The organism is Chryseobacterium sp. JV274, assembly GCF_903969135.1.
GTDB lineage: Bacteria > Bacteroidota > Bacteroidia > Flavobacteriales > Weeksellaceae > Chryseobacterium.
Genome location: NZ_LR824569.1, coordinates 2,890,707 through 2,914,865, shown reverse-complemented (window position 1 = coordinate 2,914,865; position 24,159 = coordinate 2,890,707). Strand labels below are relative to the sequence as shown.

The following is a 24,159-nucleotide window of genomic DNA, read 5'->3' as shown; positions in this document are numbered from 1 at the left end:
TCATGAAATCTAAATTTTTAAATCTAAATAAAATCGTTTTGTCCATCGCAGTAATGTCTTTAGTGGGATGTACCAATCTGGATGAAAAAGTAATTGATGAGGTAATGGGAACTGAAAATGCAGACCCTGAAGCATCTCTTGCTGCGGCTTACGGACAGCTTGGTGACGGGACTTTTGTAGACCATGGAAGTGTGTTTGCCTTACAGGAATATTCTACCGATGAAGCCATTTTGCCAACAAGAGGAAGTGACTGGGGAGATGGAGGAAAATGGAGAGCGATGCACGAATTTACCTGGGACGCGAATAATGATGTGGTAAAAACCACCTGGAATCAGCTGAACTCAGGAATTACAAAATCTCTGTTTGCTATAGGAAGTATCAACAAGAGTACGATCAATAATAAGACTTTATTTCTGGCTGAAGCAAAAGGGTTATTGGCATTTTACACGTATACAACAATCGATTTGTATGGACAGGCTCCGTACAGAGATCCGGATAATTTAAATGCTCCCATACAGATCAGAAAGGCTGAATCTACCATTGATGCATTAATCACTGAAGTGGAAGGTCTTATTCCAAATCTGGCAGATATTAAAACCCAGAATACACATGCAGGAAGGTTTACAAAACAGGCAGCGTATGCATTATTGGCTGATATGTATCTTAACAGAGCGGTTTTAAAGAACAAGACGGCAGGTAGTTTTAACTTTAAGGAGCAGGCTTTAAGCGGAGGAGGGAATGATATGGAGATGGTCATCAAGTATTCTGATATGCTGATTAATGGAGGTCTTTTTAGTTTAGAATCAAATTACTTCCACAATTTTGATATCAACAATGATACAAGTAAGGAAATGATCTTTACTATTGTTCAGAAAAAGAATTCCAACAGAAATGCAGACAATGATCTTGCATATATGTCTATGGAAAGAATCCAGAAGCCGTCGCCTGATAACAGGGGAACCAATGCAAATTGCGTTACTCCGGAATTTTATTATTCATGGAATGGAAATCATGATGACCCGCGTTTCCAGAGAACCTATCAGTATGAAGACGGAACATGGTTCAGAAATGACGGAACCGATGTAAGTGTGCCATCAACAAGTAAAGTGGAAGGAACAGGAAAACCATGGTTTCACTTCAACAGGGGATTACAGGTTGGGCAGCAATATGGACCTAAAATTCTTGCCAATGGTAACTTCGACTTAACGGCCGATGGAAGAATTAAAGTGTATAAGCTATTCACAGAAAAAAATACAACACTTGCCGCAGATTTTACTCCGGACCTGAATTTTGATAATCCTTCAGAGGCGGTATTTACACAGGCTCAGATCAACAGAGGAGTAAGAAATTTCAAGTTTGAATTTGATCCTGGTTATGGAAACAACGGAACAAGCGGAATGGATGTTCCATTATACAGATTAGGAACCATCTATATGATGAGAGCAGAGGCCTTTTTCAGAAACGGGAACGTATCGGGAGCGCTGGCTGATGTTAATAAATTAAGAACAATAAGAACGAATGATGCTTTGAAGAATAATGCCCCGGGAGTTGCACTTACTTCTTTGGATGCTGATGCTCTTTTTAAAGAATCAGGATATGAATTGTATTGGGAAATGTACAGAAGAAAGGCAATGATCAGGTTCGGAAAATTTGATTTGCCGGGAACTGCAAAAGCAGCTACTCAGCCCTACAGAAGAATTTTCCCGATTCCTCAGGCAACCCTTGATGCTTCAAAAGATTTCGCTCAAAACCCAGGATATTAGTTTTTTTCATATAAACAATTATTTTTGCGTAAACAGAAGCGAAGAGATTTCCTCCTCGCTTCTGTTATTTTGTATCGGTTTGTAGCCATTCTATTGATGTCAATAGGAACGGACTGAAGTCCGTTTAACTCAATATACATTATCAATCTGGCTTTAGCCAAAATTTAAAAAGCAATTTTTTACTCTGCGTTCAGCATTCCCAATTCTCCATAATGTTTTTTGAACTTCTGGATTTTTGGACCTACTACAGCGCTGCAATAAGGCTGTGTTGGGTTTTCATTGTAATATCCCTGATGATATTGTTCTGCTGGCCAGAATTTTTCGAATTGAGTCAGTTCTGTCACATAAGTACCAGCCCATCTTCCTGATTCCTGAGATACTTTGATGGCTGCTTCAGCTTTAGCCTTCTCAGCAGCATCTTTATAATAAATCACAGAACGGTATTGAGTTCCTACATCATTCCCCTGTCTGTTGAGTTGAGTAGGATCATGAAGGAAGAAAAATACATCCATCAATTGTTCATAAGAAATAACAGCAGGATCATAAGTGATCTGTACAACTTCTGCATGTCCCGTTTCACCGGTACAAACTTCCTGATAAGTCGGGTTATCTTTATGTCCTCCTGAATATCCCGAAATAGCGGATTGTACCCCTTTCAGCATATTGAAACAGCTTTCCACACACCAGAAACATCCACCACCGAAAGTAATCTGCTCTAAATTATTGTTATCCATTTTTGGTAATTATATTGTTTTATGATCCTTTCCTGATCCGGAAAAGACTGATCAAAAATAGGAAAAACTTTTCCATTTGAATATGATTTTAACCTCTTAAACTTAAATTGTCGTGATAGATGTGACAAATGATTTGTAAACCATTTTATGAATAAATATAGGATATAAATCAAACAGATCATCTTCGAAGTTATTTTAAAGATATTAATATTAGCAATGTCATGCTGAGCGGAGTCGAAGCATTTCAATTAAATTTAATCTTTAAGATGTTTTTTCGTCTTCTGTTTTTTAATTCCAAGACCAATAACACCAATGTTTTCACAAATAATCACAAAAAAAGCACCCTAAGAAGGATGCTCTATATTATTTAAAAAGGTTCAGTTATTTTTCCCAAACCAAAGCACTTGCTCCAAGAATGGCAGCATCTGCTTCGTCAAGTTCACTGAAAACAAGTTGTACTTTATTTCTGAAGATAGGAAGAAGGTTTCTTTCCATATGAAGTTTAGCTGGTTTCAAAATAAAATCTCCTGCTTTGATCACTCCGCCAAATAAAAGAATGGCTTGCGGGGAAGAGAACATCACAAAATTGGCTATTGCTTCACCCAATTTCTGACCTGTATATCTGAAAACTTCAATAGCAATTGGGTCTTCTTTGATAGCACATTCATATACTGTTTTAGAATTGATTTCATCTTCAGGATACTGGTTCAGCATAGATTCCGGAAACTCAGCTCTCATTTTCTTTGCTGTAATGGTAATACCGGTTGCAGAAGCATAAGCTTCCAGACTTCCTTCAGATCCTGTGCTCCAATGTTTTCTTCCGCCTGGCTTTACAATGGTGTGACCCAACTCTCCGGCAAACCCGTCGTGCCCATAGATTAAACTTCCGTTGGCGATAATTCCACTTCCTACTCCTGTTCCCAACGTAATCATGATGAAATCTTTCATTCCTCTGGCTGCTCCGAAAAGCATTTCCCCCAGGGCTGCAGCATTGGCATCATTGGTCACTGTACAAGGAAGGCCGAATTTTGCTTTCATAAGCTCAGCAAAAGGAATTACCCCTTTCCATGGAAGGTTTGGAGCTAATTCTATGGTTCCTTTATAGTAGTTTGCATTAGGAGCTCCTACTCCGATTCCGTCAAAGTGTGCTTCAGTACCATATTTTTCCATCATTGGACGAACACTTTCATATAACGCATCGATGAAATCCTCAACTTTGTCATAAGCATCGGTTCTCAGATTTCCTTTATCCAGAACTTCTCCACGGTGGTTTACGATTCCGAATTTAGTATTGGTTCCGCCGATGTCAACTCCAAGGGCAACTTGTTTTGATAAATCTATTAATGACATTTCTATTATTAAATTCTAGGGGCTAAAATTATAAAAAAGATTGTATTAATGGATTATTAACTGGATTTTATTTAGTATGTTAAGCTGTTTTTAATGGTTTTTTCTTTTTTCTACCCCACCAGATCATAAATCCGGTAACCGGAAGAGAAGCACAGATAAGACTTACAATAAAGGCAATAATCTTAGTAGGAAGGCCCAAAATAGCACCTACGTGGATGTCATAATTGGCATTTACAGCTTTTTCTCCAAAATTTTTGTCCTTCGGATCATGAGTGTGCAGCAATTCTCCAGAGTTTTCATCAAAGATTAAGCTGCTGCTTTTATGATAAGAATAAGAAAGATGTTTCACATACACCTCAAAGTTGGGATGCTCGTGATCATCCATATGTGGGTGGCCTAAATCTATAGCAAAACCATAGGAATCAGGATATTTTGTCTGTACTGTATTAATGATTTTATCCAATGTACCTTCTGTTCTCAGCTCAATAGGAGCCTTTGTCTTGATATGGGAAAAGTCCGGGTACTTTGTTTCTCCTCCTGAAAAGATGACATAGATCATTGCCTGAACGACAAAAAATGCATAGAAAAGACCTGTAATGGAGAAGATCAAAGCAAAAATAGATGCATAAAAACCCAGCACATTATGAAGGTCATAGTTCTTACGCTTCCAGCTTTTAATATTTTTCCATTTGAAGGAAAAACGCTGCTTTCTTGCTGCTTTGTTCTTAGGCCACCATAGAATGATCCCGGAGATCAGCATAATGATAAAAATAATAACCGGAATACCTACCACATAAGTTCCCCAATCCTGTTTTAAAAGGTAGCTCCAGTGGATCATTTTTACGATATTGAAGAAACCGTTTTTTTCATCATAAACTCTTAGTACTTTCCCGGTGTATGGGTTTACATAAGCTTGTTTATAGATAGGAAATTCATCAAAATAATTCCAGGCATCCGTATTATGTTCATACCAGAAGAACATATAGGACATCTTTTTGTCAATAGGAACATTTACCCAGTGAATCGGATATTTTTCCTTGACCTGTTCTGCAACAGCTTTTTCCATTACTCTGATAGGAAGTACCTGTTTCTGTTCTATATTTTGCTCCTGATGATAGATAACATCTTTTCGGGTGATGTTTTCCACTTCATCCTTAAAAACGTACAAGGCTCCGGTGATAGAGATAATAAAGATCAGAAAACCTATTCCCAATCCGAACCAAAGGTGAAGTTTGGCAGACCATTTCTTAAAGAATCCCGGTTTCTTTTTATGATGATGATTTTTCTTCATATAGCAGTAAAAAGTAAAGCAAAGATATGCTTTACTTTTTATTTAGTTTAATTAAAATTTGTATTCAATCATAAATGTTCCTCTCAATCCAAGAGCATTCGTAAAGTCACTGTCTCTTGCTGTCCACCATGAAATGGCAGGCTGATATACTTTATTGAAAAGGTTTTCAATTCCTAATGATACCCTCCAGTTGTTGTTAACCTCATAGCTTGATTTGAAATTGAAAACGGTATACTCAGGAACATATCCTTCTCCATAGGCATATAATCCTGTTTTTGCATTAGGCTCGAATCTGTTTTGCTGGAAAGAATGAAGCATATCTAAACCAACTGATAATGCCGGAACAGGTCTTGCCTGTACATAAGCCAGAACTTTAGGAGCAGAAATTCTGCTGTTATTGATTTTTGCGGAATAATCACCATCATCTTTTACAGAAGTAATGCCTTCCATCCAGCTGTAGCTTCCTCCAAACTGAATCCATTTTGTAGGGGTAAAGTGTAAAAATCCTTCCACTCCATATACAATTTCGGGAGATCTCTGAATCATCAGCGCTCTGTCCGGGCTCTGTACAAATGATGCTCCTAGTTTGGATGTACTCACATAAGACGTCAGTTCATAATTCAGCCAGCTGTAAAGCTGTCCTGTCGCCCCCAATTCATAATTGTTAACAATAATTGGTTTCGTTTCCAGGCTATTAATCGTTTCAGAAGTTGAGGTTCTCAAAATTCTGCCTAACTCATTGATGGAGTAGGCTTGAGAAAAACTTCCAAAAAGGTTGATATAAGGTTCAATATTATAACGTACTCCGATATTTCCCACCAACGCATTATAGCTCAGTTTTCCGCCGGCTACAGGAATGCTTTTGGTGAAAGTTCCGTCACTTTTAAGGGTAGAAAGCGTGTTGAAATCATCTACATTCACTTTGATGTTTTCGTAACGAAGACCTCCTTTGATGGTAAATTTTTTGAAAAGATCAATTTTTGCCAATACGAAAGGAGCGATATTGGTCATGCTCATATTAGGGGTCCAGAAACGTCCGTCTTCCAGTTTTTGTACGGTTTCATCATTCAGAATATCAGCTCCGTAGATGATTTCTCCCTGTGAATTCGGAGAATTCCATAGTTGGGTATCCAGGTTGATTCTTGCCCCTTTTTTATGGGAAATGACATTGGATTGCCCACCATTGAAGAATGTGTCACTATATCCGTAAACGGTTTTAAAATCCTGATAATAAAGATTAATATTTAAAGAAGTTCCTGCAAACAGGTTCTTATTATCATAGCTCACTCTGATGTTGTGGTTTTTCGGAGTTCCCTGAGGTGTGGTTTCCAACCCTTTTCCTATTCCTTCACCAATGGTAGGCGTGATGCCGTATTTTCCTGTTTTCAATCCTACATTCAGGTCTGATTTTGAAGAATAGCCAATATAAGAAGCTTCAATTCTTTGATTCTCATTGATATCATATCCTATTTTCAGCAATCCATTGTAGTTGTCCATCTTGGCAATGCTGTAAGTAGGGCTGATCAAAATGCCATCTCCATCTTTTGTATATCCCGTTCTTTCGTAGGCTAATGAAAGGGTATAGTCAAATTTGTTGATTTTTCCGGATAAAAGCTGGCTGGCTCTTACTCCTAAAGTGCCACCGTAAGGCTGTCCTGTAAGACCGATCTGTGAAACCCCAGAAATTTTTTTATCTGTTTTGTTTCTTTTCGTAATATAATTGATGATCCCTCCATCTGCTCCGTTACCATAGATGGACGAAGCTCCTTTGATTACTTCAATTCTTTCGATTGCAGAAGGGTCTATAGTCCTTAAATCTCTTGCTCCGTTACGAAGTGGGGTAGACTGTGGAATCCCATCAATCAAAACCAAAACCTGACGCCCTCTTAACGTCTGCCCTGTGTTGGAAGTCTGCCCGGAATTTGTTCCTAAACTGGGAACTGTATACTGCAGGATGCTCGTAATATCAGAATTAACAGTCAGCTGAGACTGAATCTGTTTTTCTCCTACAACTGTAATAGAGCTTGGAACCTCCTTTATATTTTCCTTTTTTCTGGAGGCGGTCATTACAACCTCGTCTACATTTTTAGTTTGTAGAGTATCTTTTACCTGAGCAAAAACGGTAGTAGTTCCTAAGCAGGCAGCTGATAAAAGCGCTTTTTTCATTATATTTTCTTTCCTTTTTTCTTTCTTTTTCCCCACCAAACCAGGAATCCGGTTACAGGGAGTGATGTACATGTGAGGCCGGCAATAAACCACATGATTTTTCCAATGATTCCGAAATAGGATCCGGTATGGATATCATAATTGGCGTTGGAATATTTCTCGGCAGTAATGAGCTTGTGATGAGGTTTGTTGGCCAGTAGTTTTCCGGAGTATTTGTCAAATGTCAGGATATTTCTTTCACTATATCTTCCATCCAGTCCGTAAACGGTTACCGGAAGGTTTTTCAGTTCTTTTCCTTTTTTATTCTTTCCGTTCAGAGTAATTCTGAAGCTGGATGATTTTGCATACAGTTTTTCTGTCTGTGCCGCAGCCAGATCAAAAACAGCTTCATTCTTAACCGTAAGGGAGTCCGGTGATTTTCTTTCTTTTTCTTTTGGAAGTTCCCATGAGCCGGATAATGCAAAAGTAAAAGTGTTTTTTACATAAGGATAAGCAAAATAAAGCCCTGTAACACTTAAAAGCAGGGCAATAAATGATGCATAAAAACCAAGGATATTATGAAGATCATAGTTTTTACGCTTCCAGTTTTTTACATTTTCCCAATTGAACCAAAAACGTCCTTTTCTGGCATTTTTATTTTTAGGCCACCATAAAATAATTCCTGTAATCAGCATGATAATAAAAAGAACAGTTGGGATTCCTACGGTGTATGGCCCCCATTCTGAATTGAGCAGAAGCCCCCAGTGGATATATTTCAGAATATTGAATACATCATATTTTTCATTGTACACCGCAAGAATTTCTCCGGTATACTGATTGACATAAGCCAGCTTATTGATGCGCACCTGCTGAAAATAGTTCCATCCTTTTTTGCTTTTGTCATAGTATTCAAACTGATAGGATTTTGTTTTGTCCAAAGGAATTTCTACAGCGCTTATCGGATACTTTTCATTAAGCTCCAGCGATACTTTTTCACGAAGAAGGTTAATTGGTAAAGGTTTTGATCCAATCTTGTCTTTTTTCAGATAAATCTCGTCTTTGCGCAGGGTATTCTGTATTTCATCCTTAAAAACATATAAAGTCCCTGAAAGAGAGACAATAAATACAATGATGCCAACGGATAAACCAAACCACAAATGCAGTTTGGCAGACCATTTTTTTGAAGGAGCTTTCTTTTTATGATGATGCTTTTTTCTCATAGCAAAAAGTTAACCCCGTGAGGGGCTAACCTTTGATTTTTTAAAATTTATATCCTATTGATAATCTCCAGTTACGTGGAGCATTGTAGATCCATGCATATTCACCTGCATCTCCTCTGTATCCGCTGTAAAGCTTTTTATTAAGGACATTATTTAACATTAAATTGACATCGAATTTCTTGGCAACATAAGAAACTCCAAAGTTGGTATCAAAATAATCCGGAAGGCTCTGATCTTTCGCAGCACTTACTCCATACCAGGATTGTCTTCCTCCCTGATACTGATACCCTGCTGAAATACCAAAGCCTTTCATAAGACCATTTTCAAACCTGTAGTTTACCCAAGTATTTTGTACATTTTTTGCATTTCCAGGAGACTGGATTCCTATTCTTGTAGGATCTGTGTCTTTGATAGTTTTTGCATCTGTATAAGCATAATTGATAATAATATTCAAACCTTTGATGATCTCTCCTTTGATATCTGTTTCAAAACCTCTTGCTCTTTGCTCGCCTGTAGCAACCTGAAATGCAACGCCATTGTTTTCATTTGCATTTCCTGATACAAGAATATTCTGTCTTCTGATCTCATAAACCGCAAAAGTAGAATTCCATTTTCCTCCGAACCAGTCTTTCTTTAATCCGAATTCAATATTCTGTCCTCTGAAAGGATCTGTAATCAATGTTTGATTGATTCCAGTTCCGGATTGTGGAACAAAAGTTTTGTCATAGATACCGTAAGCTGAGAAGTTTTCATTAATAGAATAACTTATTCCTACTCTTGGTGTAAATTCACCTGCTTTATCTGGTACTATAGGAGTGCCAGGGCTTAGATTAGGATATGCAGAATAGGTTTTTCCACTTGTATATCTTCCTGCTAATGTTAATCTTAACTTATTGTTAAACATTTCAATCTGATCCTGAGCGTAATAAGAAGTATATTTTACTCCCTGATCATTATAAAAAGGAGCAGATTTGTTTAATCTATAAAAATCAGAAGAAGGAAGTTCCGAAGGATCCACTCCATAATTCACATTATAAATGTCAATTGGAAAAGGTCCTCCTGTAAAAGATGAAAAGTCAGCAATGTATTTTCTGTCTCCATAATCAAACCCTGCAATTATTTTATGAACAATATTTCCTGTATTAAGCTTTCCTCTTACATACGTCTGGAAAATATGATTTTTTCCTTTTGCCTGCCAGTTGCTTAATGTTCTGTTTAAAACATTTTTATTGGCTGGATCAAAAGTTCCCCACCATGAACCTCCATCATAATTCAGGTCCATATAAGCATACTGTGTACTCCAAACCCAGTCTTTGAACAGTTTCTGGTCTAAGCTTAAGAATAAACTCTGATCTTTTACTTCAGTTTTTTTGAAGTTCGGATCATTAAAATTGGTATGTACATTCAATGAAGCATATCCGTCATTAGACATCAGGTAAGCTCCCGGCTGATTGAATTTTAAATACTGATAGTTGTATTGTGCTGTAAATGTAGTGGTCTTCGTAGGTCTGAAAGTAATCGATGGAGCAACAATGATTTTGCTTGTTTTATCATTTTCTACCCATGAATTGTTGGAGCTTCCCATCAGATTGATACGGTAATCTAAAACACCGTCTTTTACAAGTACTCCATCCAGATCAGCTTCTCCTCTGAAAAGGTTATAACTTCCCGTAGTGAAACGTACACTGTTGGCAAACTTTCCGGTAGGCTTTTTAGTTACAACATTATAAAACCCGGCAGGATCTCCCATAGAACCCATAAATCCGGCTGGACCTTTTACAAACTCTATTCTGTCTATGATAGAGGCATCAGGATTGATTGGGCCCCAGGTAGAAGAAACATTCATTCCGTTCATAAAAGTGGAAATACTGGCACCTCTCATGAAAACATTGGAGTATACATTATCCCAGTGCTCCACTTTTCTTGCCCCACTTACGTTACGGACAATTCCTTCAGACATGTTCAATGTAAGTTGATCAGCAAGAACCTGAGAACTTACAGACTGTACATTTTGAGGAAGCTCAAGAATAGGCGTCTGGATTCTTAATGAACCTGAAACCTCATTCAGTTTGTACTTCTGATAATATCTTCCGCTTACAACTACTTCTTCAATATCGTTGGATTTGATGGTGTCTTTTTTTTCCTGTGCAAAGCTTAACATAGTTGTTAATAATGCAGCTCCTATTGTTATTCTTTTCATTGTTTATAAGGAGAGTAATTTTACTCTAACAGTTTAAAATTTATAAGTGAAGCTTCCTAATATGTTAGCTAGTACCTGAGCATTGGCAGTTGTATACCCGCTCCAGTAATGTTCGTTGGTAAAGTTGTCTACCTTTACACCAATTCTGAATTTTTTAGTATCATAAAACGCGTTGGCATTCAGTACCAGATATTTTGGAAGGATGAATGTACCCATGGTTGTAGAGTTCACAATCTTGTTATCACTCGCATAGTTTCCTCCTACCCCGAATCCAAGACCTTTTAAATTTCCGTCTAAGAACTGATAACTTGCATTGAAATTAACCAACCATGGAGATGATGCTGTAGCGGGTCTTCTTCCGATAACCGTTTCATCAGCTTCTGTATATTTCATATCGTTGTAGCTTACTCCGGCGATTACGGAGAACCCTTTGATCAGATAAGCATTTGCTTCCAATTCTACTCCCTGGCTTCTCAATAATCCAGCCTGGTTTTGTACAGCCTGTCCTGTTCCCGTCATTTCACCAGTATTTAGGAGCGTATTTTTTACCTGAATATTATAGTAGCTTAAAGTTGTAGTAACTCTTCCTTTGATAAGATTTGTTTTGAAACCTCCTTCAAATTGATTGGCTCTTTCAGGAGTTGAAAGTGCTACATTTCCTGTCTTATCTGAAGTATAATATCCATTTACTGAAAAACTGTTCTGATAGTTTCCGAATACGGATAATTTCTCAGGGAGTATTTGATAAACGATACCAAATTTTGGTGACCATGCTCCCTGGCTGTATGAATCAGTAAGTTTCTGTCCGGTTTGTCCTCCTTTAAAATTTACACTTTCGTATCGTACTGAAGTAAGAATATTAAGACCGGTTACGGGAGTAATTACATTGGAAATATATCCACTATAGGTATCTTTCTTACCGCTGCTTATATAGGCGTTGTTTTTCTCAAAATCAGGCTGATTTCTCAGATTATCATACATTGCCCCCAATGTCTGTCCATTCATATTAGAATAGTCTGTACCTGTGAAAGGAACCCAGTCAAAATTGGTAAACATAAAGTATTGATTGTCATTCAATCTCATATAATCGAAACCTGCTACAGTTCTGTTTCTCACGCTTCCGATGTTGAAATCAAAATTAAAGTTCTGCTGAACCTGGAAATAAGTTCTTTTGCTGTCTTTAGTTGACTGGTCAGCTCTTACAATTCCCAATTCTGTATCTGTAGGAACTCCTGTTACCATTCCTTTCGGAGCAAAATAGAAGTATGGGTTAAATCCATCTGAGTAAGAATATGAAGTGCTTACATTGGTAGAGGATTTAATGTGCTCATTAATTTTATAGTTAACCTGTCCAAAGAAGTTTCTTGCTTTACCAACAGTTTTAAGCCCTTCTCCTGTGTAAGATTGCTTATAGTCATAACCAAGTTTTTCCAGTTTATCCATGCTGTCTGCACCAAGCTGCGCACTCGGAACATAAAAGAAGAAAGCTGTTTCAGGATATGAATTGGTTTCAAACATTTCCAGTTCCGCATTGATCTCTAAATTATCCGTAGGACGGTAAGTAATGGATGGGGTAAATGCATAGAAAGAATTCTTTGCATTGGTTCTCTGGAAGGTTCCCTGGTTTGTATAAGCTGTATTTAATCTGAATAATAATTTTTTATCTTTTGTAAGGGGAGCATTTACATCTGCCTGTACTCTGTAATAGTTATAGCTTCCTCCTGCCAGAGAAACGGCGCCTGCAAAAGTTTCAAATGGTTTTTTGGTAACTCTGTTGATAACACCTCCATAAGATGTCACGTTACTACCAAATAATGTGGCAGAAGGTCCTTTTAACACTTCAATTCTCTCCACATTGATAGCGTCCATAGAAGTTGTAATAGGAGCTACCATACCATTTCTGATAGAGTTTCCGGCCACAAAACCTCTTAAATTAAGATAAATACCTCCATCTCCGGCTCTGTTTGTTGCACTCCACATTTTCTGTGCACCTGCCACATTTCTGAAAGCATCATCTACGGTGAATAACAATTGATTTTCCAATACTCCTTTGTCAATAGAAGAATATACCTGTGGATCCTCTATTGCCTTCAAAGGCATCTTATTGGAGTATTCACTGTCTTTCTTGACGTATGTATTGATAATTACTTCATCAATGCTTTTAGTGGCTAATGAATCTTTTTTTTGGGCAGAAACCAGCATTGTTCCCAGAGCGGAAGCACAGATCAGTACATTTTTCATGAAAGTCAAATTTTTTGCAAATATATTATTTTTAACTGTTCTAAATAAATAATAAGATTGATATTTATCATAAAAATATTATATACTGAATAACAAAAAACCGCTATGACCAATGCCATAGCGGTTTTTAGATGATATTATTAAATTTTTCTTAAGCTGGAATTTCTCCTTTGTATAAGAAAGAAATAATTTCTTTGTTTAGTTTGTCGATCATTTCGCTGAATAAGTGGAAAGATTCCTGCTTATAGATTACCAATGGATCTTTCTGCTCGTAAACAGCTCCTTGTGAAGATCTTCTTAAATCATCCATCTCACGAAGGTGAAGTTTCCAGTTTTCATCAATGATTGATAAAGTGATGTTCTTTTCGAAATCGTTCACTAAACTTTCACACTGTGTATCGTAAGCTTCTTTAAGATCAGCTACAATAGTCATTGTTTTGTGTCCGTCTGTGAAAGGGACCTGAATCATTTTGAACATTGAACCTTGATTTTGGTATACATTCTCAATGATTGGGAATGATTTTTCTTTCAATAGATTCAGTTTCATTCTGTAATCTTCCTGAGCTGCGTTGAATAAGATATTTGTCAGATCCTGAACATTTTTATTATTAAAATCATCTTGGGAAACCGGAGATTCCATTGTAAATGTTTTAATGATTTCGTATTCAAAATCTTTATAACTTCCTGAAGCTTTTCCTTTCGCAACGATAGAATTGGAAACATCGAAAATCATATTCGTAATGTCATACTTCAGGTGGTCTCCGAATAAAGCATTCTTTCTTCTCTTGTAGATTACGTCACGTTGTTTGTTCATTACGTCATCATACTCAAGAAGTCTCTTTCTTGTTCCGAAGTTGTTTTCTTCTACTTTCTTCTGCGCTCTTTCAATAGACTTACTGATCATAGAATGCTGAATTACTTCACCTTCTTTATGACCCATTCTGTCCATCATTTTAGCGATTCTCTCAGAACCGAACAAACGCATCAGGTTATCTTCAAGAGATACATAGAACTGAGAACTTCCAGGATCTCCCTGACGTCCCGCTCTACCTCTAAGCTGTCTGTCAACACGTCTTGAGTCGTGTCTTTCAGTACCGATAATAGCTAAACCTCCAGCTTCTTTTACTTCCTTAGATAGCTTAATATCCGTACCACGACCTGCCATGTTCGTTGCAATAGTTACAACTCCCGGCTGTCCTGCTCCTGCCACGATCTCAGCTTCTTTCTTGTGAAGCTTCGCGTTCAGTACCTGGTGAGGAATTTTTCTTAACTGAAGTGCTTTTGAAAGCAATTGTGAAATTTCAACAGAAGTTGTCCCTACAAGTACAGGTCTTTTTGCCTCTGTTAATTTTTCTACTTCTTCAATTACAGCATTATATTTTTCTCTGTTAGTTTTGAAAACTAAATCCTGTTTGTCATTTCTTAGAATTGGACGGTTTGTTGGGATAACCACTACATCTAGTTTGTAGATTTCCCAAAGTTCACCAGCCTCAGTTTCAGCTGTACCAGTCATCCCCGCAAGTTTATTGTACATACGGAAATAATTCTGAAGCGTGATTGTTGCAAAAGTTTGAGTAGCTGCCTCAATTTTTACATTCTCTTTCGCTTCAATTGCCTGGTGAAGACCGTCTGAATAACGACGACCTTCCATGATACGCCCTGTCTGCTCATCAACAATTTTTACTTCACCATCAATCACCACATACTCGTCATCTTTTTCGAATAATGTATATGCTTTCAATAGCTGGCTCATTGTGTGAACACGCTCAGACTTTTCAGCAAAGTCCGCAAATAGTCTTTCTTTCGCTTCAAACTCCTCTTCTTTAGAAAGGTTTTTAGCTTCTAATTCAGCAATTTCAGTTCCAATATCAGGAAGAACGAAGAAGTTATTGTCAGAGTTTCCTTGAGACATATACTCAACCCCTTTATCAGTAAGGTCTACCTGATTGTTTTTCTCCTCGATAACGAAGTAAAGATCTTTATCTACAATCGGCATGTCACGGTTGTTGTCCTGCATATATTGCGATTCAACTTTTTGAAGCAAAGCTCTGTTTCCGCTTTCCGATAAGAATTTGATTAATTGTCTGTTTTTTGGAAGACCTCTGTAGGCCTGAAGCAATTTGAATCCACCTTCTTTTGTATTTCCTGCAGCGATTAATTTTTTTGCTTCGTTGAAAATAGCAGAAACGGTTTTCTTTTGTACTTCAACAATTCTGTCAATAGAAGGTTTAAGAACATCAAACTCCTGTCTGTCTCCCTGAGGAACCGGACCGGAAATGATCAATGGCGTTCTTGCATCATCTACCAATACAGAGTCAACTTCATCCACGATAGCAAAGTTCAATTCTCTTTGTACCAATTCTGAAGGTGAAGTTACCATGTTATCTCTCAGATAATCGAAACCAAATTCATTGTTCGTTCCGTAAGTAATATCTGAGTTGTATGCTTTTCTTCTTCCGTCTGAGTTCGGCTGGTGGTTATCGATACAGTCGATAGACATTCCATGGAATTGATAAAGAGGACCCATCCATGCGGAGTCTCTTTTTGCAAGATAGTCGTTCACGGTTACAACGTGTACTCCTCTTTCCGGAAGTGAATTTAAGTAAATAGGTAATGTTCCTACCAAAGTTTTACCTTCACCGGTTGCCATCTCGGCAATTTTACCACTGTGAAGAATAACCCCTCCGATAAACTGAACATCATAGTGGACCATATCCCAAACTACTGGAGTTCCGGCAGCATCCCATGAGTTTTTCCAAACAGCTGTGTCTCCCTGAATGCTCACGAAATCTTTTCCTGCATCAGCCAGTTCTCTGTCCCAGTCACTTGCCGTTACACGAATTTCTCCATTCTGTGCCCATCTTCTTGCCGTTTCTTTGATCAATGCAAAAGCTTCGGGAAGAACCTGAATAAGAACTTTCTCTTCAATTTCGTATGATTCCTTCTTTAGAGACTCAATTTTTGAAAAAAGAGCTTCTTTTTCGTCAACATTTGTTGAATTTTTTATCTGCTCTTTTATCTGTTCTATTTGAGCTGTGATCTTGCTGGTTGCAGATTTTATATTCTCTTTAAACTCAGCGGTCTTTTGTCTCAAACCATCATCCGACAATTGTTGAATGTTAGGTTCTACAGCCTTGATTTTTGTTACAACTTTTTTTACTTCTTTTAGGTCCTGCGCTTTTTTGTCTCCCAAAAACCCTTTAAGAACTTTGTTTAAAAAACTCATAAATTTTTTGCTTTATGCTTAATGCAAAATGCTTTAAGCGTTTTAAATAACACTTATCGTGTAGATTAATATATAAAAAGGGCAAAAAAGCTCTAAGCACGCAGCCTAAAGCTTATCGCTTTATTAATATTCGTCCTCGTTCCAAAGGAAATCTTCGTCAGTAGGATAGTCGCTCCATACTTCTTCGATAGATTCATAAATCTCTCCTTCGTCTTCGATTGCCTGAAGGTTTTCTACTACCTCCATAGGTGCACCAGTTCTGATTGCGTAGTCAATAAGCTCTGCTTTTGTCATTGGCCAAGGTGCGTCACTTAAATATGAAGCTAATTCTAATGTCCAGTACATAATTTTCTAATTTTTTGCAAAAGTATAAAAATAGGTTGTATAATAAACTTTTTTATACTTGATTTTCAATTCTTTTTATAATTTTTTCTTATAAACGGCTGTCACAAACTGAATGGCAGCTATGTCAGCAATTTACTTATTGTCGTTTTCTCAAAAACCATTCCACAAATTTTTTTATGCCATTTTGGAAGTCTGTGGCAGGTTTGTACCCTATTAAATCCTTTGCTTTTGTAATATCGGCATTTGTTTTTGTGACATCTCCCGGCTGCATTGGCAGAATTTTTTTGATGGCAGCTTTTCCTAATACATTTTCTATAGTAGAAACCATCTCGGATAAAGTGATCACCTGGTTTTCTCCGAGATTAAGAATCTCATAAACCCCGGAATTATTTTCCAGGTAAAGGATAGACTTGGTAATTCCGTCAATAATATCATCTATATAAGTATAGTCTCTGGCGGTACTTCCATCACCATAGAATGGAATTTCCTGATCCTCTGAAATAAGCTTTACAAACTTGTGTATTGCGAGATCTGGTCTCTGTCTTGGCCCATATACTGTGAAGAACCTAAGCTGGATCATATCTATATGGTATAGATTGTGGTAAACATGTCCTATGACTTCACCACTTTTTTTAGTAGCTGCATAAGGAGAAATAGGATTATCTACATTATCTGTTTCTGCAAAAGGAATCTTTTCATTGTTTCCATAAACACTTGATGAGGAGGCGCAAATAAATTTTTTGATATTAAAATCCTTACACAGTTCCCAAAGGTTCATAGTACCTCTTACATTGACTTCCTCATATTCTAAAGGACGCTCAATGGAAGGACGTACACCAGCAAGTGCAGCCAAATGAATCACCATGTCGATATGGTGGTTTTTAAAAATGTTTTCAAGACCTTTCTGGTCCCGGATATCCTGCCAATAGAGGGAATATTGGTCAGAATGAGCAAGTGATACTAAATGACGGACATCAGTCTCTTTGTCTGAGTATTCAAAATCCGAAATTTTACCAATTGACTCTAAAGTATTTTTAATTTTTACCTGATAGTTATAGAAATTATCAAAATTGTCAATGTTTATGACAGAATGTCCATTTCTTAATAATCGTTCAATTAAATGAGATCCGATGAACCCACTACCGCCTGTTACAAGATAAACCATTTGTATTTTTTATTAGTACAAAAATATAAATTTTACTTTTTGAAAAATATAATCATTAAATTTACTTAAAAAAGTAATATAAATATAATATGCAGTTTCAAGGGCAAATTTTAAAGATGACAAGCTACGATGCAAAGCCAATCCAATACTATCTCAATCTTTCAGGAGATCTGGTTCATATGAATGAGTTGATTGGAAGGGAGTTAAGCATCAGGCATACCGGATTCCAATGTGTAAATTGTGGGGAAAACAAGCCTATTTACAGGATGGGATTCTGCAAAAACTGCTTTTTTGAAAGTCCTTATGCAAGTGATACCATTATCCGTCCGGAGCTTTCTACGGCACATTTAGGAGTTGCTGAACGAGATCTGGAGGTTGAAAAACAAATTCAGCTTCAGCCGCACACCGTCTATCTGGCTTATACCGGAGATGTAAAAGTAGGAGTAACGAGAAATACTCAGATTCCAACACGATGGATTGATCAGGGAGCAACTTTTGCATTGCCTATAGCAAGAACCGAAAACCGGTATGAAGCAGGAATGATAGAAGTGGCTTTAAAAGAACACCTGGCAGATAAAACCAATTGGAGAAAAATGCTGCAGGATGATTTTGAAGGGGAAGTAGACCTTGCGGACTTCAGACAAAAGATCAGAGAATATTTTCCTGAAGATTTTCAGAAATTCTATAGAGAAGGAGAAGAATTATGGATGTTTGATTATCCTTTTGAAAAACCGGAAAAGGTTACTTCATTTACATTAGATAAAAAACCTGAATTTACAGGAAGGCTTTCCGGCATCAAAGGACAGTACCTGGGATTTGAAGGAGGAAACTTTATCAATGTAAGAGGACATGAGGGATATGTGATAGATCTTGAAATAAGAAATTGATTGATGTAAAATAAAAACCAAATCGCAAAATATGGGAAAATGGGTTAAAAGACTATTGATAAGTTTCGGAATCCTGGCAGGAATTCTTCTGGCTGCGAATTTCGGACTGAATATATGGCTTAAAACCCAGGTTCCAGAGTATATAAAAAAGAATACTGACTACAAAGTTTCCTACAAAACCCTGGATGTAGATTTAGGAACAGGAAATATCTTCGCCTCAGGAATTTCTGTCAACAGTAAAGATCCTCAAAACATAGACGTTATTGGACTGCAGGGAACTATTGATACCCTGAAAATAAGCCGTTTTGGGATTTACGATGCTATTTTTAATAAAAGAATAAGCTCCTCGGATCTGTTGCTTGCAAAACCTAATTTGAATGTCATTCTCGCAAAACCTGTTGATCGTAAAACAGGAAAAAAGAGAAACCCGTTTTTGTTTGAAAATATCAGGATCAGCAACGGGAAAATTGCTATTTTCAAACATACCAAACAGAAGTTTTTGTCTGTACAGCAACTGGATCTTTTTGTAGAAAACTTACAGATGACAGAAGAATCTGTTGAAAATAAACTTCCTGTAATTTTCGATCGATACAGCATTAAAGGAGAGAAATTCTTTTTCCGGCCTAATGAAACGTATGCTATTACTATCAGTAGTATCAATACAAGTAATGGGCAGATGTCAGTTGGAAATTTCAGACTGACTCCGCTTCTTTCTTTTGCTCAGTTTAAAAAGTTTTATCCCCAAAAGACTCAATTATTTGAATGCATCATTCCCAAAATGGAATTCAAAGATGTGGTTTTAACTAAAAATAAGGTAGCACTTACCAACGCGGATTTTCAAAATCCAGCTTTTACAGTATATAAAACAGGAATAAAAGCTAAAAAGAATGAAAAAAAATCAAATTTTGAGGTTGATTTAAAAAATATAAAACTAAATAATGCCATAGTTCAGGTCAACAAACCTGATGGCAATACACTTTTGTCTGTCGGAAATCTTAACTTAAATATTAATGAGCTTAAGTTTGATAAGGAAAGTTCAGAACAGGTCATTCCTATCGGATATAAAGATTTTCTGCTTTCGGGAAGGGATATACTATATTCTAATCATCAGAATATTGCAATAAGAAGTCTTGCCCTGAAGCCTACAAATGGTGAAATTCTGGACGTTGTATTGACGCCAGGTTCTTCCCCAGCTGGAAAAACAACAATTAATTTAAAAACAAATCATATTGCTTTTAATATCAATAAGCTGGAATTTGTTGATAAAAAACTCAATCTGGATATCAAAGATGTTCTTGTTGATAATGTAAACGGAACGCTCAAAGCAGGGGAGAAGAAGCAAAATAAAACTTCTGAGCCAGGTATTATACAATCTGTTATTGTAAGGAAAATGTCTTTGAAAAATTCAAATATTACCTATGATAACGGAAAAGAGCCATTGAGTTTTCATGATTTGAATGCCACAATAAATAATATTGAGTTATCACCCAAAGCCAATCAGCAGGGACTATCTTTTAAGGTGAAAGATTATTATCTCACCACCCGGAACTTTGCTTACAAAACACAATTCTATAATATGAGTTTAGGATTGCTGAAGCTTAACAAAAATAAAGTTCAGATCAATAATTTTGCAATGAAACCTCTTGTTTCGAGGGCGCAGTTTATCAAAATGATTCCTGTGGAGAGAGATCTATATGATATAAAAGCCGGGGAAATAACAGCAGAAGGAAACTGGGACCTGTTTTCTCATCATAAAATGATAAATGCTTCCCATGTCATGATCCAGTCGGCAGATGCCAATATTTTCAGAAGCAAAATTCCGAAAGACGATCCAAAGGTAAAAGCTTTGTATTCCAAAATGCTGCGTTCTATTAAAATTCCGATGACGATCAATAATCTTGATATTAAAAACTCAGTATTAGTATATGAAGAGGATACTCCGGAAAGTATGGGACCCGGAAAACTGATCTTCAGTAACTTTAATATGAATGTCAGAAACCTGAATTCTGCTAAAATAAAAGGAAAATCCACAAAAGTAGACATCAAAATCAACTGTTCATTCATGAACCTCTCACCACTTTCCGTAAACTGGAACTTTGATGTTGCTGATAATAACGATAATTTTGCAATTTCCGGAAAAACCACCAATCTTCCAGTCAGTGGTATTAATCCGTTTATCAGGCCCTACCTTCATGTGACAGCTACTGCGGGAACAATTCAGGAAATGCTCTTTAATTTTAAAGGAAACCCTGCCGGATTACACGGAACCTTTAATCTTAAACATAAAGATCTGAAAATTGCCGTACTCAATAAGAATAATCATGAGGAAAAAGGCTTCCTTACAGCCGTTGCCAACGTTTTTCTAAAATCAAATTCGGGTAATTTCCCTGAGGCTGTTACCGTAGAAAATGTAGAGCGTGATCCGACAAAATCTTTCTTTAATCTGTTCTGGAAAGGAATTGAACAAGGATTAAAGAAAACCCTTATTGGTAAAAATGTAGAAAAAACAGAAAAAAAGGTAAAAGAAGCGGTTTCTTCTGTGAAAGAAATGAAACAGTCTGTAAAAGAAATAAAACAGGAGATCAAAAATAAAAAAGAAACTCCCAAACCGGAAGCAGAAAAAAAAGAAAAGAAAGGTTTTCTGAATAATATTTTCAAGAAAAAGGAAAAATCTGAAGAATAATTCTTTAAACCATTAAGATTGACCCCATTAATTGATGATCATATAAGAAGATGTCTTTTTTAATTTAAAACAACCTTAATGGTTTAAAAAATTAATATAAGTATAGATTCAGTTAAAAGTTGAATTCGTCACTTTCCAGAATGGGAATATCTCTTAAAAACTTATCAAACTCTTCACCGGGATAATTGCTGTCCGCCCCGTAAGAGTCTATAATCATTCCACGGTTTCCGGCACCATCTTTTACGACATAAAGCACCGCGTTGTCATCAGGATTGCTGTCTCCTTCAAAACGATATGTTTTTAAAATCACCAGTTCTGCAGGCTGATAAACTTTATCAGAATTTTCAAACTTCATTTCACATTTTTCGTTCATTCTGAATTCTCTGTGTATTCCTCTTTCAGAAAGCGTTTTCATGACTTCACTTAAGGTTGTCATTGCATCAAAATTCCCTGAATTTTCCATAATAATATTTTTCTTGTTAAGTACAATAATTAAACCATTGCAATCTTTAAATATAAGAAAAATAGTGGATTGTAATTTTCCTAAAAATAAAGTTTAATGTTAACAAAATTTATAATTTAAAAAAATAAAATAGGTATACTTTTTGCAATGCTAACAATATTAAATCAATGAAAATATGAAAAAAGAAGTTGGAGTTCTACTGGCAGGAGGAGTTGGTCTTTTGGCAGTATTAAGTTTAATCAGCATCAAGAAAATATTGACTAAAAAAGATAAAAAATATAGTGATTCCTATTCGGATTATCACAGACACTTTGATGAAAAGAATCAGGAAGATGAAACTCATGGAGTGGAATTTTACGCACTGAAGTAGTAAAAAAATATATTTAATTATGTTAAATCCAACGCTTTTGAAAGTGTTGGATTTTTTTGTGGAAAACTTTAATGTTAAAACTCATTATTTTATACAAATTCCATTCTAATTTTACAAAGGAATGCAAAACGAAAATTTCATAAAAGGTCAGGGCGCTCAGCGAAACGTTATTAATCATTTCGACAGATATACCTATGAGCCTGAAGATGAAGATTTCGAAACAGTAAAAACCTCCTTCACTGAAGTTTTTCCCAAAACAATTGTTAATCAGGTGAAAAGCGAAGACCTTCCGATGGAATATTCCATGAATCCTTATCAGGGATGCGAACATGGCTGCTCTTACTGTTTTGCAAGACCTACCCACGAGTATTGGGGATACAGTGCCGGGATTGATTTTGAAAGAAAGATCATGGTAAAGAAAAACGCTCCCGAATTACTGGAGAAATTTTTTCAAAAAAGAGGCTATAAAGCAGCCCCAATTCTGCTATCCGGAAATACAGACTGCTATCAGCCCGCCGAAAGACAATTTGAAATCACCCGAAAACTCCTGCAAGTTTGTCTTGATTACAGACATCCTGTCAATATTCTGACAAAAAATGCAATGGTACTAAGAGATCTTGATATTTTAAAACCCATGGCGGAGCAGAACCTGGTTTCAGTTTCTTTAAGTATTCCTACTATCAACGAAGAACTGAGACGAAAGATGGAGCCCAGGACGAGTTCTGCAAAAAATAAATTAAAAGCTGTAGAAATTCTCTCCGGAAACAATATTCCCGTACATGTGATGGTTGCTCCCATCATTCCCGGACTCAATAGCGATGAGCCGTTGAATATATTAAAAGCGATTTCCGATGCAGGTGCTTCAGGATTCGGATATACCCTGGTGAGATTAAATGATACTGTTGAACCTGTTTTTGTTAATTGGATAGAAACCCATTTTCCGGACAGAGCACAAAAAGTCTTAAATCTTATCCGCTCTATGCGGGGTGGTAAGCTTGGAGATAAAAGATATTTTGAAAGACAAAGGGGAGAAGGTAACATCGCTGAAATGATTCATACAACCTTTAAGATCGGCAGAAAGAAGTTTTTTGAAGGCAAAGAATTTCCAAAACTCTCAACGGCCAATTTTACTGGGACCCGTGATCAACAATTGAGATTGTTCGATTGATTACGAGATCCGGGTTGATCCCACCTATTATATATTGTATATAGTATAAAAAGGAGCTATTTTCAACATTGTTGTTCTTAATAAACTTTCCACTGCTCATGTTTCCTGGGCTTATCATATATATAGTATATAATGCGAATCTTTTTCAGGAGCTATTTCCTGCTATCCATTCATACTCCTCACGCCCGGGCTGTGCAATTCTCAAATCCACCTGCTCTCCAACGCATGCTGCGGGGTACCCATTCCTATCAGGGCTAGGGGTGAGGTTAATGATGAATTATGAATTATGAATTATGAATTTCCCCCGAAATACCCTATACTAAATATACATCATCATCTGTGCAAATCTTTGTGATCTGTGGTTACCCCAATACTCATTCCATAAGAACGCGCTATTATCCTGAGCGTAGACGAAGGGAGCCTGTTTTATAAAAGCTTCCCCCTGCACCTTTCCCCCAACCTTCCCTTTATCTTATATATAATAGAATGTATCTTTCATTACTCATTACCCATGATTCCCCTTTCACGCTCAAACCCTCCAACCCTCAAACGCTCAAATTCTCCCACCCTCCAACCTTCCACTTGGAATCCCAAACAAATGTTTAAAATTTTTCTCTCTGCGTTCCAGCGTATTAGGGTTAAATATTACGGGTGTGTAAAATTTATGTTAAATAAAGTTGTTTTGCGTTGCAATAAGTTGTTATCTTTGCCCCACTGAAAAACGAGAGTAATACAGTAGCGCAGGAGAGCTTTTAGATAAGCATAGACATTATGATACTTCAAAAAAGAGGCAGACAAAAAACTTTAATTTTTTTATCAAAAAAAGTTGCGAGTTTAAAAAGAGTTTGTATCTTTGCAGTCCCAAATAAAGGGAGCGCAGGAGTAGAGTGATTGAGGTTTAGGAGAGG

At 36.8% G+C, this 24,159-nt stretch carries 16 protein-coding genes; 5 read left to right on the top strand and 11 right to left on the bottom strand.

Annotated features, from left to right (window positions below; translation table 11 throughout):
• The first annotated feature begins 2 nt into the window (after positions 1-2).
• A complete protein-coding gene (locus tag CHRYMOREF3P_RS13410; RefSeq protein ID WP_077413146.1) occupies positions 3-1,763 on the top strand; it encodes a RagB/SusD family nutrient uptake outer membrane protein in 1,761 nt (586 codons plus the stop codon).
• Positions 1,764-1,942: 179 nt separating this feature from the next.
• On the opposite strand, the gene msrA is transcribed toward CHRYMOREF3P_RS13410, so the two are convergent.
• The 10 genes from msrA to CHRYMOREF3P_RS13360 all read right to left on the bottom strand — a co-directional run bounded on the left by msrA (position 1,943) and on the right by CHRYMOREF3P_RS13360 (position 17,680).
• Positions 1,943-2,497 carry a peptide-methionine (S)-S-oxide reductase MsrA gene (gene msrA / locus CHRYMOREF3P_RS13405; RefSeq protein WP_077413145.1) on the bottom strand — a complete coding sequence of 185 codons (555 nt, stop codon included), beginning with the start codon at positions 2,495-2,497 and terminating at the stop codon, positions 1,943-1,945.
• A 381-nt stretch (positions 2,498-2,878) separates the two neighbouring features.
• On the bottom strand, positions 2,879-3,847 hold the full coding sequence (locus CHRYMOREF3P_RS13400) for an ROK family protein (RefSeq protein ID WP_180564828.1): 969 nt from the start codon (positions 3,845-3,847) through the stop codon (positions 2,879-2,881).
• Between the two features lie 79 nt (positions 3,848-3,926).
• Complete coding sequence (locus tag CHRYMOREF3P_RS13395; RefSeq protein WP_077413143.1) at positions 3,927-5,138, bottom strand: PepSY-associated TM helix domain-containing protein; 1,212 nt, start codon at positions 5,136-5,138, stop codon at positions 3,927-3,929.
• 51 nt (positions 5,139-5,189) lie between these two features.
• The gene (locus CHRYMOREF3P_RS13390; protein ID WP_180564827.1) at positions 5,190-7,304 is read right to left on the bottom strand and encodes a TonB-dependent receptor; all 2,115 of its coding nucleotides are present in this window, start codon (positions 7,302-7,304) and stop codon (positions 5,190-5,192) included.
• Positions 7,304-8,503, bottom strand: a complete 1,200-nt coding sequence (locus CHRYMOREF3P_RS13385; protein WP_180564826.1) for a PepSY-associated TM helix domain-containing protein — start codon at positions 8,501-8,503, stop codon at positions 7,304-7,306. Before CHRYMOREF3P_RS13385 ends, CHRYMOREF3P_RS13390 begins: the two co-directional genes overlap by 1 nt.
• A gap of 40 nt (positions 8,504-8,543) precedes the next feature.
• Positions 8,544-10,703, bottom strand: coding sequence for a TonB-dependent siderophore receptor (locus CHRYMOREF3P_RS13380; RefSeq protein WP_180564825.1), 2,160 nt, complete (start codon positions 10,701-10,703; stop codon positions 8,544-8,546).
• A 33-nt stretch (positions 10,704-10,736) separates the two neighbouring features.
• The gene (locus CHRYMOREF3P_RS13375) at positions 10,737-12,944 is read right to left on the bottom strand and encodes a TonB-dependent siderophore receptor (RefSeq protein WP_180564824.1); all 2,208 of its coding nucleotides are present in this window, start codon (positions 12,942-12,944) and stop codon (positions 10,737-10,739) included.
• 151 nt (positions 12,945-13,095) lie between these two features.
• Positions 13,096-16,170 (bottom strand): preprotein translocase subunit SecA, encoded by a 3,075-nt coding sequence (gene secA / locus CHRYMOREF3P_RS13370; RefSeq protein ID WP_180564823.1) that lies wholly within the window; start codon positions 16,168-16,170, stop codon positions 13,096-13,098.
• 123 nt (positions 16,171-16,293) lie between these two features.
• Positions 16,294-16,515, bottom strand: a complete 222-nt coding sequence (locus tag CHRYMOREF3P_RS13365) for a DUF2795 domain-containing protein (protein WP_002662059.1) — start codon at positions 16,513-16,515, stop codon at positions 16,294-16,296.
• Between the two features lie 136 nt (positions 16,516-16,651).
• A complete protein-coding gene (locus CHRYMOREF3P_RS13360) occupies positions 16,652-17,680 on the bottom strand; it encodes a GDP-mannose 4,6-dehydratase (RefSeq protein ID WP_077413138.1) in 1,029 nt (342 codons plus the stop codon).
• An 89-nt stretch (positions 17,681-17,769) separates the two neighbouring features.
• Between CHRYMOREF3P_RS13360 and CHRYMOREF3P_RS13355 the strand changes: the two genes are divergently transcribed.
• Complete coding sequence (locus CHRYMOREF3P_RS13355) at positions 17,770-18,567, top strand: DUF2797 domain-containing protein (protein WP_077413137.1); 798 nt, start codon at positions 17,770-17,772, stop codon at positions 18,565-18,567.
• A gap of 31 nt (positions 18,568-18,598) precedes the next feature.
• A complete protein-coding gene (locus CHRYMOREF3P_RS13350; RefSeq protein WP_180564822.1) occupies positions 18,599-21,250 on the top strand; it encodes a hypothetical protein in 2,652 nt (883 codons plus the stop codon).
• A gap of 112 nt (positions 21,251-21,362) precedes the next feature.
• On the opposite strand, the gene CHRYMOREF3P_RS13345 is transcribed toward CHRYMOREF3P_RS13350, so the two are convergent.
• The gene (locus tag CHRYMOREF3P_RS13345) at positions 21,363-21,713 is read right to left on the bottom strand and encodes a hypothetical protein (RefSeq protein WP_047379955.1); all 351 of its coding nucleotides are present in this window, start codon (positions 21,711-21,713) and stop codon (positions 21,363-21,365) included.
• Between the two features lie 175 nt (positions 21,714-21,888).
• On the opposite strand from CHRYMOREF3P_RS13345, the gene CHRYMOREF3P_RS13340 reads away from it, so the two are divergent.
• Positions 21,889-22,083 (top strand): hypothetical protein, encoded by a 195-nt coding sequence (locus CHRYMOREF3P_RS13340; RefSeq protein ID WP_047379954.1) that lies wholly within the window; start codon positions 21,889-21,891, stop codon positions 22,081-22,083.
• A gap of 121 nt (positions 22,084-22,204) precedes the next feature.
• Positions 22,205-23,251, top strand: a complete 1,047-nt coding sequence (locus CHRYMOREF3P_RS13335; RefSeq protein ID WP_180564821.1) for a PA0069 family radical SAM protein — start codon at positions 22,205-22,207, stop codon at positions 23,249-23,251.
• The last annotated feature ends 908 nt before the right edge of the window (positions 23,252-24,159 follow it).

Bases quoted from the DNA above. Each gene is read 5' to 3' on its own strand.
- CHRYMOREF3P_RS13410 (WP_077413146.1), top strand. From the start codon at position 3: ATGAAATCTAAATTTTTAAATCTAAATAAAATCGTTTTGTCCATCGCA.
- secA (WP_180564823.1), bottom strand. From the start codon at position 16,170: ATGAGTTTTTTAAACAAAGTTCTTAAAGGGTTTTTGGGAGACAAAAAA.
- CHRYMOREF3P_RS13350 (WP_180564822.1), top strand. From the start codon at position 18,599: ATGGGAAAATGGGTTAAAAGACTATTGATAAGTTTCGGAATCCTGGCA.
- CHRYMOREF3P_RS13340 (WP_047379954.1), top strand. From the start codon at position 21,889: ATGAAAAAAGAAGTTGGAGTTCTACTGGCAGGAGGAGTTGGTCTTTTG.
- CHRYMOREF3P_RS13355 (WP_077413137.1), top strand. From the start codon at position 17,770: ATGCAGTTTCAAGGGCAAATTTTAAAGATGACAAGCTACGATGCAAAG.
- CHRYMOREF3P_RS13395 (WP_077413143.1), bottom strand. From the start codon at position 5,138: ATGAAGAAAAATCATCATCATAAAAAGAAACCGGGATTCTTTAAGAAA.
- CHRYMOREF3P_RS13335 (WP_180564821.1), top strand. From the start codon at position 22,205: ATGCAAAACGAAAATTTCATAAAAGGTCAGGGCGCTCAGCGAAACGTT.
- CHRYMOREF3P_RS13360 (WP_077413138.1), bottom strand. From the start codon at position 17,680: ATGGTTTATCTTGTAACAGGCGGTAGTGGGTTCATCGGATCTCATTTA.
- CHRYMOREF3P_RS13385 (WP_180564826.1), bottom strand. From the start codon at position 8,503: ATGAGAAAAAAGCATCATCATAAAAAGAAAGCTCCTTCAAAAAAATGG.
- msrA (WP_077413145.1), bottom strand. From the start codon at position 2,497: ATGGATAACAATAATTTAGAGCAGATTACTTTCGGTGGTGGATGTTTC.
- CHRYMOREF3P_RS13380 (WP_180564825.1), bottom strand. From the start codon at position 10,703: ATGAAAAGAATAACAATAGGAGCTGCATTATTAACAACTATGTTAAGC.
- CHRYMOREF3P_RS13390 (WP_180564827.1), bottom strand. From the start codon at position 7,304: ATGAAAAAAGCGCTTTTATCAGCTGCCTGCTTAGGAACTACTACCGTT.
- CHRYMOREF3P_RS13345 (WP_047379955.1), bottom strand. From the start codon at position 21,713: ATGGAAAATTCAGGGAATTTTGATGCAATGACAACCTTAAGTGAAGTC.
- CHRYMOREF3P_RS13400 (WP_180564828.1), bottom strand. From the start codon at position 3,847: ATGTCATTAATAGATTTATCAAAACAAGTTGCCCTTGGAGTTGACATC.
- CHRYMOREF3P_RS13375 (WP_180564824.1), bottom strand. From the start codon at position 12,944: ATGAAAAATGTACTGATCTGTGCTTCCGCTCTGGGAACAATGCTGGTT.
- CHRYMOREF3P_RS13365 (WP_002662059.1), bottom strand. From the start codon at position 16,515: ATGTACTGGACATTAGAATTAGCTTCATATTTAAGTGACGCACCTTGG.